This is a genomic window from Agromyces albus (assembly GCF_004134825.1).
GTDB classification, from domain to species: Bacteria; Actinomycetota; Actinomycetes; order Actinomycetales; family Microbacteriaceae; genus Agromyces; species Agromyces albus.
The window spans coordinates 176,978-189,368 of record NZ_SDPN01000002.1 but is presented as its reverse complement, the minus strand read 5'-3'; the positions used below and the strand labels follow the sequence as shown (position 1 = coordinate 189,368).

Here is a 12,391-nt window from a genome sequence, read left to right as displayed (position 1 = left end):
CGTGAACGCGTGAGCGGATGCCACGGGCGCTGTGCCGTGGCATCCGCTCGACGCGTTCCTCTCGGCCGACTCAGCGCAGCGCCGCGAAGAAGGCGCGGATGTCGCCGGCCACGACCTCGGGCAGCTCGAGCGCCGCGAAGTGACCGCCGCCCTCGTCGAAGCGGCTCCAGTGCACGATGTTCGAGTTGTCGCGCTCGGCGAAGACCCGGATCGTCTGGAAGTCGTCCTTGAACACCGCGACGCCGGTGGGTGCCGTGTTGACCTGCGGCTCGGCCTCGGCACGCGCGTTCTCGAGGTAGGCGCGGCTCATGCCGGCGGCGGCATTCGCGAACCAGTTCACCGTGACCTCGGTGAGGATCTGCTCGAGCGACACGAGCGACGTGCCGTTGCCGAACGAGTTGAACAGCTCGCTGTAGGCGAGGAGTCCGATGGGCGAGTCGCTGAGTCCAACGGCGACGGTCTGCGGCCGGCTCGCGTTCATCGTGTTGTAGCCGCCGACCGACTGGAACCACTGCATGTGCTCGAGTCCCGCGTAGTCCTGCGGTTCGAGTCGCTCGAACTCGCTTGGGTCGCCGCTCGGGAACGAGAAGAGTTGCAGCACATGCAGGCCGAGGAAGCCGTCGGGGTTGAGGAGGCCGAGCTCACGGGCCACCATCGCGCCGTTGTCAGAGCCGTGGATGCCGTACTCGGCATAGCCGAGGCGCCGCACGAGGGTGTCGTATGCGCGGGCGACCCGGGCGGTGGTCCAGCCGCGATCGGTGACCGGTGCGCTGAAGCCGAAGCCCGGGGCATCCGGAATCACGACATCGAAGGCGTCTTCCGCACGGCCGCCGTGCGCGACCGGGTCGACGAGCGGGCCGATCATGTCGAGGTAGTCGACGGATGACCCGGGGTAGGTGTGCGCGAGCAGCAACGGCGTCGCGCCGGGGTGCTCGGACTTCACGTGGATGAAGTGGATCGCCTGCCCGTCGACCTCGGTGACGAAGTGCGGCACGGCGTTGATGCGGGCCTCTTGGGCGCGCCAGTCGAAGCCCGAGCGCCACAGCTCGACGGCTTCGCGGAGGTAGGAATTCGGGGTGCCGTAGTCCCAGTCGTCGACGGGCGCGGGCTGCGGGAGCCGCGTGCGGGCGAGTCGTTCCATCAGGTCGTCGAGCTCGGCTTGCGCGACCTCGATGCGGAAGGGGCGGATGTCGATGCCGGTGTCTGAAGTGGTGTTCGTCATGTCTTCGACGGTACGAGGCATATAGGCACGTTCGATTCCTAATGTGCGAAGTTCTTCAGGTTCAGACTCGCGATACCGCCCGCCGCCTCAGCACGCCTCCCGCCGCGATCGCGACCGCAGCGATCGCGAACACGAGGGGGCCGAAGAGCGCTCCGCGGTAGGCCTCGACGCCCTCGGCCTCGGTCGACTCCAGGGCGACGAGCAGCCCCGAGACCACCGCGAGGCCGATCGCACCGCCGAACTGGAAGCCCGTGTAGAGCAACCCGCCGGCGAGCCCCTGCTCGTCGTCTTCGACGTCCTCGGTGGCCGCGATCGTGAGCGGGCCATAGGCGAACGCGAAGGCGAGCCCGATCGCGAGGAAGCTCGGGAACATCATCGCGTAGGTCCAATCGGGAGCCACCGGCAGGAAGAGCGCGTAGGCGAGGGCCGCGAGCACGAGGCCGCCGAGGATCACGCGCCGGGTGCCGAACCGGGCCACGAGCCGCGGAGTGAAAAGCGGCGCGATGATGACGTCGATGCCGGAGACGAGCAACGCGAGCGACGTCTCGAGCACCGACCAGCCGAGTTCCTCCTGCAGGTAGAGGGCGACGACGAACTGGAACCCCAGGAATCCGCCGGCGAGGAGCGCAGCGCCGAGGTTCGCCCGCACGAGGTTCGCGTGGCGGAAGATGCCGAAGCGCACGAGCGGCTGCGCGGCGCGGCGCTCGACGACGACGAAGGCCAGGAGCAGTAGCGCGCCGATCGCGAAGGTGACGACGGTCGTGAGCAGCGGCCGGTGCGGTGCGCCCTCGATGCCCGCCACGAGCACGACGAGTGCCGTCGTCACCGTGAGCCCGCCGAGCACGTCGAGGCGGCCGCGGCTGAGCGCCGCGAGCGCGTTCGCGGCGCGCGGGATGAACGGCACCGCGATCGCGAGCAGTGCGGCGGCGATCACGAGCGGCGCGATGAAGACCCAGCGCCATCCGAACATCGTGAGCAGCCCGCCCGCGACGAGCCCGACCGAGAACCCGCCGGCGCCGACGCCCGAGTAGATGAGCACCGCGCGGTCGCGAGTCGCGCCGGTGAAGGTCGTCGTGATGATCGACAGGCCCGCGGGAGCCATGAAGGCGGCCGCCACTCCCGTCGCGGCGCGCGCGACGATGAGCATCCACGGATCGGTGGCGAGCGCCCCGAGACCCGTGAACGCGAGGAAGACCGTGAGCGCGATGAGGAAGACCCGTCGCCGCCCGAAAAGGTCTGCCGCGCGGCCGCCGAGGAGCACGAATCCGCCGTAGCCGAGGATGTAGGCGCTGATGATCCACTGCAGTTCACCGGTCTCCATGGGCAGGTCGGCGCGAATCGACGGCAGGGCCACGTTGAACATGCCGACGTCGATGCCCTCCAGGAAGATCGCACCGCACATCACGAGGAGCACGGCGAGCGACCGCCCGGTGATCGAGGTGCTCGGGCGGGTTTCGGTCTCGACAGACACGGTTGCACTCCCAGGTCGGCTGATGGCCACTCACGGTTATCTCTTGTAACTGACCTCATCTTGGGTCACCATTGGGAAGTATGGAAGAAGGCACTTCAACGTCACTCGGTTACCCCGAAGGCACCGTCAGCGCTTGGAGCGATGCCCACCAGTGGGACACGCGTGAAGACTGCGAGGTGCGGCAGATCCTCGACCGCATCGCCGACAAGTGGTCGCTGCTCGTGCTGGCCCTGCTCGCCGAGCGCCCGTTGCGGTTCTCCGAACTGCGCCGGCGCATCGACGGCGTGAGCCAGCGGATGCTCGCGGTGACCTTACGCCACCTCGAACGCGACGGCCTCGTCTCGCGAACGGTCTTCCCGGTCGTGCCGCCCCGCGTCGACTATGCGCTGACGGAGCTCGGCGAATCGCTCGGCAGCACGGTGCAGGCGCTCGTCGAGTGGACCGAGGGTCACCAGGAGCGCATCATCGAGGCGCGCAACCGGTACGACTCGGCCAAGGTGTCGGCCGAGGCGTAGCGATGGCCGACACCGCCACGCGCCTGCTCGCCCTCTTGTCGTTGCTCCAGTCGCGGCCCGATTGGTCGGGCACCGAGCTCGCGGCTCGACTCGGCGTCTCGCCCCGCACCATCCGGAACGACATCGACCGCCTTCGGCAGCTCGACTACCCGGTCGACGCCACACGCGGTGCCACCGGCGGCTACCGCCTCGGCGCCGGCGGCAAGCTGCCGCCCCTGCTCCTCGACGACGAGGAGGCGGTCGCCGTCGCGATCGGGCTGCGCGCCGCCCGAGGCATCACCGGCATCGAGGAGTCGAGCGCTCGTGCTCTCGCGAAGCTCGAGCAAGTGCTGCCGTCGCGCCTCAAGCCGATGGTGACGGCACTCACGTCGACCACCGAGCACGCGCCCGAGAACACCGGCACGGATGCCCCCGACCCCGAGGTCGACCCTGCCGTGCTCAGCGCGATCGCCGGCGCCATCCGCGACGTCGAGTGGCTTCGCTTCGACTACCAGGGCGCTGCGCGTCTCGTCGAGCCGTATCGCCTGCTCAACTGGCAGCGCCGCTGGTACCTCGTGGCTCGCGACCCGTCGGCGAACACGTGGGAGACGTTCCGCGCCGATTGGATGGAGCCACGGATGCCGACGCGCCGACGCTTCTCCCCCGTTCCGCTGCCCGGCGACGACTACACCGCCTTCGCGATGCGTTCGATCGCGGCGAGCGGCTGGAAGGTGCACGCGCGCCTCCGTATCGCCGCCCCCGCCGAGGCCGTGCTCGCTCGCATCAATCCCGCCGTCGGCGTCGTCGAGTCGATCGACGCCGAGACGTCGGTGCTCGTCACGGGCGCCGACAGCCTCGACACGATCGCCGCGTACATCGGGATGCTCGGCATGGACTTCACGGTCGACTCGCCGGCCGAACTACGGCCGGTGCTGCTCAGGTATGCCGAGCGATATGTTCGCGCGGCCCGTGTCGTCGACGATGCCTGACGTCGGTCGATTCACGGCAGGTCAGCTCGCGAGCCGCAGCTCCGTCGCGCGCTCTTCGATGCCGCGGAGCACCTCGGCGAAGTCCACGCCGGCAACCGAGCGCACGTTCCAGCCCACGTCACCGCGTTCGACGAGCGACGATGAGGCGTTCTCGAGCTTCGGGTAATGCCGCGGCTCGTGGCCGGTGATCGTGGCGAGCGTGTGCCTGATGAGCGTGCCATGGGCGACGATGAGCACGTTCCCGCCGTCGTGGTCTTCGACGATCCGCTCGAGGCCGCGGATGCCACGAGGCCCGACCTCCTCGTCGAGCTCCATGCCCTCGAAGTCGCGGTTCGGCCAGCGGGCGTCGAGCTCGGACACGAGCGTGCCCTCGGCGACGCCGAAGTCCTGCTCGGTGAGCTCGTCGTAGGTCTCGCCGAACGGCACGCCCAGATGTTCACCGATGATCTGCGCGGTCTCGCGAGCACGCCCGAGGGGCGAGCTCACGACGGCGGACCACTCGTGATCGGCGAGCAGCGCTGCAGCGGCCCGCGCCTGCTCCCGTCCGGTGGCGTTGAGCGGGATGTCGGTGCGACCCTGCATGCGGCCCGCGAGGTTCCAGTCGGTCTGTCCGTGGCGGATGAGAGAAAGCACCATGCGCTCCAGCCTAGAGCGCGTGAGCTGGACGGATCATCCGCGGCATCCGGTGTGCGGCATCCGGCAACCTCCGGTTCTTCCCAACGTCACCCGGCACCCCTAACTTGGACACGTCGGTCGTTCGAGCCGCCAACGAAGGAGAGCGCATGTCCAGGAGACGCCCCGCCACCGCCGTGATCGCCGTCGTCGTCGGCGCCATCGCGACTGCGACCCTCGGCGTCACCGCCGCCGCTGCGACCCCTGCCGGGAGCGCAGAGCAGAGCGGCACGACCGACCTGCGCGTCGCGACGTTCAACCTCTCGCTCAATCGCAACGCCCCGGGCCAGCTCGTGGCCGACCTCAGCACGGGCACCAATGCGCAGGCGAAGACGGTCGCCGAGATCATCCAGCGCGCGAACCCCGACATCGTGCTGCTGAACGAGTTCGACTACGTGCCCGACGGGCTCGCGGCCGACCTGTTCCGCGACAACTACCTCGAGGTGTCGCAGGGCGGCGCCGATCCGGTCGAGTACCCCTACGCGTATGTGGCGCCGTCGAACACCGGCGTTCCGAGCGGCTTCGACCTCAACAACAACGGCGTGATCGGCGGGGGCGACGACGCCTTCGGCTTCGGCGTGTTCGAGGGCCAGTACGGCATGGCGGTGCTCTCGAAGCACCCGATCGACACCTCCGAAGTGCGCACGTTCCAGAACTTCCTCTGGAAGGACATGCCCGGCGCGCTACTGCCCGACGACCCCGCGACGGCAGAGCCTGCCGATTGGTACTCCGCCGAGGAGCTCGAGGTGATGCGCCTCTCGAGCAAGTCGCACTGGGACGTGCCGGTCGAGGTCGGCGGCAACACCGTGCACGTGCTCGCCTCGCACCCGACCCCGCCCACCTTCGACGGCGCCGAAGACCGCAACGGCCTGCGCAACCACGACGAGATCCGCTTCTGGGCCGACTACGTCACGCCCGGTCAGACGTCGCGGTACATCACGGATGACGCGGGCGACAGCGGCGGGCTGAAGCCGGGTGAGTCGTTCGTGATCCTCGGCGACCAGAACGCCGACCCGCTCGACGGCGATTCGGTGGATGCCGCGATCGACCAGCTACTGGGGCATCCGCGCATCACCGACCCGCTGCCCACATCGGACGGCGCCGTCGAAGCGGCACAGGTGCAGGGCGGCGCGAACCTCACGCACGAGGGCGACCCGCGCTACGACACCGCCGACTTCAACGACAACCCCGCTCCCGGCAACCTGCGTGCCGACTACGTGCTGCCCTCACGCGACCTTCGCGTCACCGACGCCGGCGTGTTCTGGCCGGTGCAAGCCGACCCGCTCTCGGCGCTCACGGGCAGCTTCCCGTTCCCGAGCAGCGACCACCGACTCGTGTGGGTCGACGTGCGCGTGCACGGCTGACCGCCACGGAGGGAGCCTTACCGCGAGCCGTGCAGGCCGATCCGGTCGGGCACGCTTCCGGCGACGCCGGGCAGCCAGGACTCGACCTCGGGCCACGGGCGACCGGTGGGCAGATGGCGCAGGAGGCTCGCGAGAGAGTCGTCGGCGTCGGGCCAGGGGATGACGCGGTTCGGCGACGCATCGGCGAGCACGCCGAGCCACCAGTGCATCCACGTCGTGGGCAGCGACTCGGGATGCAGCACCACGTAGTAGTCGGGCACGCTGATCATGTGCCGCTCGGCGGCCTCGACCGCCCGCTCGATCTCGAGCTCGAGCACGCCGTAGGTCGACTGGTCGTCGTAGAACTCGACCCAGGCCGCAGCGACATGCCCGAGCGGGTCATGATCGTGCACCACGTAGGGGGCGCTCGTGGAGACGGACCAGCGCGCCACCTCGGCATCGGACTCGCCGGAGAACGAGGCGGCCTGCACGTTGGCGTACCGCTCGAGCGAACGGATCGCGCTCGTCGTCTCTTCACCCACCATCACCAGGGTGGTGCTGCCCGGTGGCTCCATTTTCAGATTTTACTGCTGTTCAGCACGGAACAGGGGCGACAAGCCGAGGTCGCAGCCGCACTGTTACCAAGCGGACATCCCGTGGATATCCGCCCGACCCGTCTACGCGATGCGCAACACGACATTTCCCTTCTTGCGGCCCGTGTCGACATAGCGGTGGGCCTCGACGATCTCATCGAGGTCGAACGTGCGGTCGATCACAGGCCGGTACTCGCCCGACTCGGCGAGCCGCACGAGCGAGGCGAGGTCGTCGCCCGTGACGGGTGCACCCGCGAAGGTCACGAGCTTGCCGCTGCGCTTGCGGTCGCGCGACGCTCGCAGCATGCCGGCGAAGCTCGTGATGACCAGGAGCAGCGCGCCCCCGGGCTTGATCGAACCCTCGACGCGTGAGAACGGGGCGTTGCCAACACACTCGACGATCACGTCGTAGGTCTCGCCGCTGCGGGTGAAGTCCTCCACCGTGTAGTCGATCACCTGGTCGGCTCCGAGCGACCGGACGAACTCGGCGTTGCCGCCGCTGCACACGGCGGTGACCCGCGCGCCACGGAGCTTGGCGAGTTGCACGGCTGCCGTGCCCACCGCTCCGGATGCCCCGTTCACGAGCACCTCGGCGCCGGGTGCGAAGTCGACGTGGTTCAGGTACGCCAGCGTGGTGTACCCGCCGAAGACGAGCGTGACGGCCTCTTCCATGGTGAGATTCCGCGGCTTCCGCGCGATCGCGTTGGACTGCGGCACGCAGGCGTACTCGGCGTGACCGCCGAAGGCCGCGCCGAGCATCGCGATGACCTCATCGCCGGGCGCGAACCCGGTGACCTCGTCGCCGACTGCTTCGACGACGCCCGCGACGTCCATGCCGAGCACTCGCTTCCGAGGCCGGAGGACGCCGAGTGCGAGCGGAATGTAGAACCACATGCCATCGGGCAGGTCGCGGCTCCTCGTGCGATGATCGGCGACGCTCACCGTGCTCGCCTCCACCCTGATGAGCACCTCATCGGCGTTCGGCACCGGTCTCGGCACCTCCTCGACCTGCACGACCTCGGGTCCGCCGAACCGGCGTGCGACGGCGGCACGCATCACTGTGCCGGTCTTCATCCGTGTTTCACTCATCTCAGGTCTCCCACCTTACGTTGTACGACTTACAACGTAAGGTACGCTGTGAACGAGGAATTGTCGAGAGTCAGCGACGAGGAAATCCACCCACGCTTGTACCGTGGAGCACGGAGGGAGGCGACCAGATGTCATCGACGACCGAACGGAAAGCCGACCGTCGCGCCCCGCTGACCCGCGACCGCGTGCTCCGAACCGCCGTCGACCTCGCCGACACATCGGGCATCGACGCCCTCACCATTCGCCGCCTCGCCGAGCAACTCGGCGTCGAGCCGATGTCGCTCTACTATCACGTGCCGAACAAGGAGGCGATCCTCGACGGCATCGTCGACCTCGTCTTCCAGGAGATCGAGGAGGCAGTCGGAGGCTTCGCCGTCTCCGAGACGGATGCCGCGTGGAGGGCGACGCTTCGCGCGCGCATCCTCGCCGCTCGCACGGTGATGCTGCGGCATCCCTGGACCCCCGCGGTGATGGACACGCGCACAGAGCTCAGCCTGACGACCGCTCGCCACGTCGACTCGGTCGTGGGCACGCTGCGGTCGGGAGGACTGTCGTACGACCTCATTCACCACGCGATGCACGCGCTCGGAAGCCGCATGTACGGATTCTCGCAGGAGCTCGGCGAAGGCGAGGGCGGCGGCGACTCGAGCGACTCGGGTGCGCTCGAGCAGATGGCCGCCCTCGTGCCGCACCTCGCCGAGATGCTCTCGGTCGTGCGCCACGACGACCCCGATTCCACCCTCGGTTGGTGCGACGACCAGTTCGAGTTCGAGTTCGGGCTCGACATCATCCTCGACGGCCTCGAGCGGCACCACACGCGGGGCTGAGGCTGCTCGGGAGGTCGCGATGTGGCCTCGATACGGGCGCTTCGCGTCCTACTCGACCACCGGGGGACGCTGAAGCAGCGTGCACGATGGCCGATCGGCCGAGACGATTCGGGCCGATCGGCGGATGCCGGGCACCGGCGGTGCTCCCGAGCATGGAGTCATGACCGAATCCTCCACGCATCAGTGGGAGCGCATCCGTCCGCCGCTCCCGGCCCGACCGGCCGTGAAACCGCGACACGAATGGCTCGCCCCCACCGGGCTCATCCTGCTCGCCCTCGTGCCGGTCGCGGCGGGGGCATCGCGCCTGACCCAACTCGCGACGGGCGCCGTCAGCGCCGACAACACGCGGTTCTTCGACTCGCCCGTGCCGGTCGTGGTGCACATCGTGAGCGTCACCGTTTTCAGCCTGCTCGGTGCGCTCCAGTTCGCGCCGTCGCTGCGCCGGCACCGCTGGCATCGCAGAGCCGGGCGCATCGTTGCGCCGGCCGGCCTGCTGACGGCGCTCACGGGCATCTGGATGGCGCTGTTCTACACTCTCCCCTCACACGACGGCCAGGCGCTGCTCGTGCTGCGGCTCGTGTTCGGCACGGCGATGGCCGCGAGCATCGTCGTCGCGTTCATCGCGATCCGCAAGGGCGACGTGCGCACGCACAGCGCGTGGATGACGCGCGCCTACGCGATCGGCATGGGCGCAGGGACCCAGGTGTTCACACTCCTGCCGTGGGCACTCATCGCCGGACCGCCCGACGTGGGCACTCACGCTGTGCTCATGGGGGCCGGATGGGTCATCAACCTCGTCGTGGCCGAGCTCGTCATCCGCCGCCGCGCAGTGCGCTCCGGACGCGCATCCCGTACTTCCGGCCGATCCACGGCGGCGAGTGCACGCCTATCATGAGGGGCATGACGAGCCCCCTCCGCTCGGTGTGGGAGGCTCCGGCCGCCCAGCCGCCACCACCGCGCCGCGTCTGGCGCGACTGGGTGCTCGTCGGCGTCATCCCCGTGATCGCGCTGCTCGAGGGTCTGGCCCGGCCCGACCTGCCGTGGCGGGTGCTCTGGGTCGTCGTGCTCATCGCGGTCGTGCCGACGCTGCTCTGGCGTCGCACCCACCCGCTGCCGATGCTCGCGATCGCGTTCGCGACCACCGCGATCGTCACGGTGCTGACCGGCGCCGACTCCCAATTCGCCACGACCGCGTACTTCCTCATCCTGATCTATGCGGTCGTGCGCTGGGGCTCGGGCCGGGCCATGCTGCTCGGCTCGGCGATCGTGCTGGCGAGCTTCCTCCTCTCACTCCTCCTCGGGCCGCTGCTGCTCAGCGACGTCATCGGCTCCGTCGCGGTGCTGGCCATGACGACCACTCTCGGCGTGGCCTTCCGCGGGCGTGCCGCCGCACGAGCACGCGAGCTCGACCGCGTGAAACTGCAGGAACGCGAGCAGCTCGCGCGCGACCTCCACGACACCGTCGCGCACCACGTCTCGGCGATCGCGATCCAGGCGCAGGCCGGCACGGCGGTCGCCGCGACGGATCCGGATGCCGCGGTCGAGGTGCTCCGGGTCATCGAGCGCGAGGCATCCCGCACCCTGGCCGAGATGCGCTCGATCGTCCGCGTGCTCCGACGCGAGGATGGGCACGAACTGGCGCCGAGCCCGACCATCGCCGACCTCCGACAGCTCGTCCAGCCGGAGTCCGGCGGTCCAGTCGTCGACCTGCAGCTCACCGGCGACATCGAGGCGGTTCCGCCGACGATCGCCGCCACGGTGTACCGCCTCGCGCAGGAGGGGGTGACGAACGCCCGGCGACACGCACGGAATACGACGCGCATCGAGGTGCTCGTGCACGCCGACGCCGCGGGCATCCGGCTCGACGTCCGTGACGACGGCGACCCGGCGGCATCCGCTGCGCCCGGCTACGGCATCACCGGCATGATCGAACGCGCGACCCTCCTCGGCGGCACCTGCCAGGCCGCCCCGGCGCCCGACGGCGGATGGGTCGTCACGGCCGTGCTCCCGCGAAGCGGCTGGTCGACGTGACCGTGCGCGTGCTCATCGCCGACGACCAGGAGCTCGTGCGCATGGGGCTCCGGATGATCCTGAACGCCCAGCCCGACATCGAGGTCGTCGGCGAGGCCGTCGACGGCGCAGAGGCCGTGGCGCTTGCACGGAGCATCCGGCCAGACGTGTGCCTCTTCGACATCCGGATGCCCGTCACCGACGGCATCGAGGCGACGCGCGCCCTTGCGGGGCCGGGCGTCGCCGACCCGATCCCCGTCGTCGTCATCACGACCTTCGATCTCGACGAGTACGTCTACGCGGCGCTCCGCGCCGGCGCTCGCGGCTTCCTGCTGAAGGATGCCGGGCCGGCCCTGCTCACCGAGGCGGTGCACGCCGCCGCACGCGGCGATGCCCTCATCGCCCCGAACGTCACGCTCCGGCTGTTGGAGGCCTTCGCCGATTCCGCCCCGGCCGGGCCGCCGCCACAGCCGATCGAACCGCTCACCGAGCGCGAGGAGCAGGTGCTCGCGACGGTGGCACGCGGGCTCAGCAACACCGAGATCGCCCACGAGCTCCACATCTCGCTCAGCACGGTGAAGACGCACATCTCGAGCCTCATGACGAAGATCGGGGCTCGCAACCGGGTGGACGTCGCGATCTGGGCGCATGAGAGCCGCCGCCGTTCCTAGCGTGAGCACGCGTCGGGTCGGCGACGATCTCGTATGCACGTCAGTTCGTCAGGGAACGATGTGCCCCGCCGCGCGGAAGAGCTCGTACCACTCCGCCCGGGTGAGCGGGATGTCGGAGCCCTGCGCAGCGCCGGCGACGCGCTCGGGACTCGTCGTGCCGAGCACGACCTGCATGTTCGCCGGGTGGCGCGTGATCCACGCGGTCGCGATCGCGATCGGCGGCACGTCGTAGGCAGCGGCGAGCCGGTCGATCACGGCGTTCAGCTCGAGGTACTCGGGCGAGTCGAGGAAGACGCCCGTGAAGAAGCCCGCCTGGAACGGCGACCACGCCTGCACCGTGATGTCGTTGAGGCGGCAGTAATCGACGATTCCGCCGCCGTCGAGCGAGATCGACTGGCTCTCGGCGAGCATGTTCGCCGAGGCGCCCTGGGCGATGATCGGCGCGTGTGTGATCGACAGCTGCAGCTGGTTGGCCACGATCGGCTGGCGCACGTACTTCTTCAGCAGGTCGATCTGCCGAGGGGTGTGGTTCGACACCCCGAACGCGCGCACCTTGCCCGCGGCCTCGAGCTCGTCGAACGCCTTGGCGACCTCCTCGGGTTCGACGAGTGCGTCGGGGCGGTGCAGCAGCAGGATGTCGATGTAATCGGTGTCGAGCGCGGCGAGCGAGCCCTCGACCGATTCGATGATGTGCTCGTACGAGAAGTCGAAGTACGGCCCCTCCCTGACGATGCCCGCCTTCGTCTGGATCGTGAGCTCCGCGCGCTCGGACGGGCTGAGCTGCATCGCCTCGGCGAAGCGGCGTTCGCAGCCGTGCAGCTCGTTGCCGTAGACGTCGGCGTGGTCGAAGAAGTCGATGCCCGCGTCACGAGCAGTGCGCACGAGCTCGCGCACCTCGTCGTCGGTCTTGTCGGGGATGCGCATGACGCCGAGCACGACGTTGGGAACGACGATCTCGGTGCCCGGCAGGGTGAAGGTCTTCATGGTGTTCTTCACGGTCTTCATGTTGC

Annotated in this window: 13 protein-coding genes; 7 read left to right on the top strand and 6 right to left on the bottom strand. The window is 69.3% G+C overall.

The window, feature by feature from the left end:
• Nucleotides 1-70: 70 nt before the first annotated feature.
• The gene (locus tag ESP51_RS02100) at nt 71-1,222 is read right to left on the bottom strand and encodes an epoxide hydrolase family protein (RefSeq protein ID WP_129519219.1); all 1,152 of its coding nucleotides are present in this window, start codon (nt 1,220-1,222) and stop codon (nt 71-73) included.
• A gap of 61 nt (nt 1,223-1,283) precedes the next feature.
• Nucleotides 1,284-2,693, bottom strand: a complete 1,410-nt coding sequence (locus ESP51_RS02095; RefSeq protein WP_206737163.1) for an MFS transporter — start codon at nt 2,691-2,693, stop codon at nt 1,284-1,286.
• A gap of 80 nt (nt 2,694-2,773) precedes the next feature.
• On the opposite strand from ESP51_RS02095, the gene ESP51_RS02090 reads away from it, so the two are divergent.
• The gene (locus ESP51_RS02090) at nt 2,774-3,208 is read left to right on the top strand and encodes a winged helix-turn-helix transcriptional regulator (protein WP_129519218.1); all 435 of its coding nucleotides are present in this window, start codon (nt 2,774-2,776) and stop codon (nt 3,206-3,208) included.
• A gap of 2 nt (nt 3,209-3,210) precedes the next feature.
• Nucleotides 3,211-4,176, top strand: coding sequence for a helix-turn-helix transcriptional regulator (locus tag ESP51_RS02085; RefSeq protein ID WP_129519217.1), 966 nt, complete (start codon nt 3,211-3,213; stop codon nt 4,174-4,176).
• 21 nt (nt 4,177-4,197) lie between these two features.
• Here the strand turns inward: ESP51_RS02085 and ESP51_RS02080 are convergent, their stop codons facing one another.
• Entirely contained in the window at nt 4,198-4,812 is a 615-nt protein-coding gene (locus ESP51_RS02080) for a histidine phosphatase family protein (protein ID WP_129519216.1), read from the bottom strand.
• A gap of 146 nt (nt 4,813-4,958) precedes the next feature.
• Between ESP51_RS02080 and ESP51_RS02075 the strand changes: the two genes are divergently transcribed.
• A complete protein-coding gene (locus ESP51_RS02075; RefSeq protein ID WP_129519215.1) occupies nt 4,959-6,212 on the top strand; it encodes an endonuclease/exonuclease/phosphatase family protein in 1,254 nt (417 codons plus the stop codon).
• A 17-nt stretch (nt 6,213-6,229) separates the two neighbouring features.
• On the opposite strand, the gene ESP51_RS02070 is transcribed toward ESP51_RS02075, so the two are convergent.
• Nucleotides 6,230-6,766: a hypothetical protein gene (locus ESP51_RS02070; RefSeq protein WP_129519214.1), complete on the bottom strand. Its 537-nt coding sequence runs from the start codon at nt 6,764-6,766 to the stop codon at nt 6,230-6,232.
• A 102-nt stretch (nt 6,767-6,868) separates the two neighbouring features.
• Nucleotides 6,869-7,858, bottom strand: coding sequence for an NAD(P)-dependent alcohol dehydrogenase (locus ESP51_RS02065; protein ID WP_206737162.1), 990 nt, complete (start codon nt 7,856-7,858; stop codon nt 6,869-6,871).
• A gap of 143 nt (nt 7,859-8,001) precedes the next feature.
• On the opposite strand from ESP51_RS02065, the gene ESP51_RS02060 reads away from it, so the two are divergent.
• The 4 genes from ESP51_RS02060 to ESP51_RS02045 all read left to right on the top strand — a co-directional run bounded on the left by ESP51_RS02060 (nt 8,002) and on the right by ESP51_RS02045 (nt 11,381).
• On the top strand, nt 8,002-8,700 hold the full coding sequence (locus tag ESP51_RS02060) for a TetR/AcrR family transcriptional regulator (RefSeq protein WP_129519213.1): 699 nt from the start codon (nt 8,002-8,004) through the stop codon (nt 8,698-8,700).
• Nucleotides 8,701-8,860: 160 nt separating this feature from the next.
• Complete coding sequence (locus ESP51_RS02055) at nt 8,861-9,595, top strand: DUF2306 domain-containing protein (RefSeq protein WP_129519212.1); 735 nt, start codon at nt 8,861-8,863, stop codon at nt 9,593-9,595.
• A gap of 5 nt (nt 9,596-9,600) precedes the next feature.
• Entirely contained in the window at nt 9,601-10,731 is a 1,131-nt protein-coding gene (locus tag ESP51_RS02050) for a sensor histidine kinase (RefSeq protein ID WP_129519211.1), read from the top strand.
• Complete coding sequence (locus tag ESP51_RS02045; protein WP_422386820.1) at nt 10,686-11,381, top strand: response regulator; 696 nt, start codon at nt 10,686-10,688, stop codon at nt 11,379-11,381. Before ESP51_RS02050 ends, ESP51_RS02045 begins: the two co-directional genes overlap by 46 nt.
• 48 nt (nt 11,382-11,429) lie before the next feature.
• On the opposite strand, the gene ESP51_RS02040 is transcribed toward ESP51_RS02045, so the two are convergent.
• Nucleotides 11,430-12,365, bottom strand: a complete 936-nt coding sequence (locus tag ESP51_RS02040; protein ID WP_129519274.1) for an aldo/keto reductase — start codon at nt 12,363-12,365, stop codon at nt 11,430-11,432.
• Nucleotides 12,366-12,391: the final 26 nt, after the last annotated feature.

What these genes read in the sequence shown, in the direction of transcription:
- ESP51_RS02055 (WP_129519212.1), top strand. Translation starts at nt 8,861, where the DNA reads ATGACCGAATCCTCCACGCATCAGTGGGAGCGCATCCGTCCGCCGCTC.
- ESP51_RS02100 (WP_129519219.1), bottom strand. Translation starts at nt 1,222, where the DNA reads ATGACGAACACCACTTCAGACACCGGCATCGACATCCGCCCCTTCCGC.
- ESP51_RS02060 (WP_129519213.1), top strand. Translation starts at nt 8,002, where the DNA reads ATGTCATCGACGACCGAACGGAAAGCCGACCGTCGCGCCCCGCTGACC.
- ESP51_RS02045 (WP_422386820.1), top strand. Translation starts at nt 10,686, where the DNA reads ATGGGTCGTCACGGCCGTGCTCCCGCGAAGCGGCTGGTCGACGTGACC.
- ESP51_RS02040 (WP_129519274.1), bottom strand. Translation starts at nt 12,365, where the DNA reads ATGAAGACCTTCACCCTGCCGGGCACCGAGATCGTCGTTCCCAACGTC.
- ESP51_RS02070 (WP_129519214.1), bottom strand. Translation starts at nt 6,766, where the DNA reads ATGGAGCCACCGGGCAGCACCACCCTGGTGATGGTGGGTGAAGAGACG.
- ESP51_RS02065 (WP_206737162.1), bottom strand. Translation starts at nt 7,858, where the DNA reads ATGAAGACCGGCACAGTGATGCGTGCCGCCGTCGCACGCCGGTTCGGC.
- ESP51_RS02085 (WP_129519217.1), top strand. Translation starts at nt 3,211, where the DNA reads ATGGCCGACACCGCCACGCGCCTGCTCGCCCTCTTGTCGTTGCTCCAG.
- ESP51_RS02050 (WP_129519211.1), top strand. Translation starts at nt 9,601, where the DNA reads ATGACGAGCCCCCTCCGCTCGGTGTGGGAGGCTCCGGCCGCCCAGCCG.
- ESP51_RS02075 (WP_129519215.1), top strand. Translation starts at nt 4,959, where the DNA reads ATGTCCAGGAGACGCCCCGCCACCGCCGTGATCGCCGTCGTCGTCGGC.
- ESP51_RS02080 (WP_129519216.1), bottom strand. Translation starts at nt 4,812, where the DNA reads ATGGTGCTTTCTCTCATCCGCCACGGACAGACCGACTGGAACCTCGCG.
- ESP51_RS02090 (WP_129519218.1), top strand. Translation starts at nt 2,774, where the DNA reads ATGGAAGAAGGCACTTCAACGTCACTCGGTTACCCCGAAGGCACCGTC.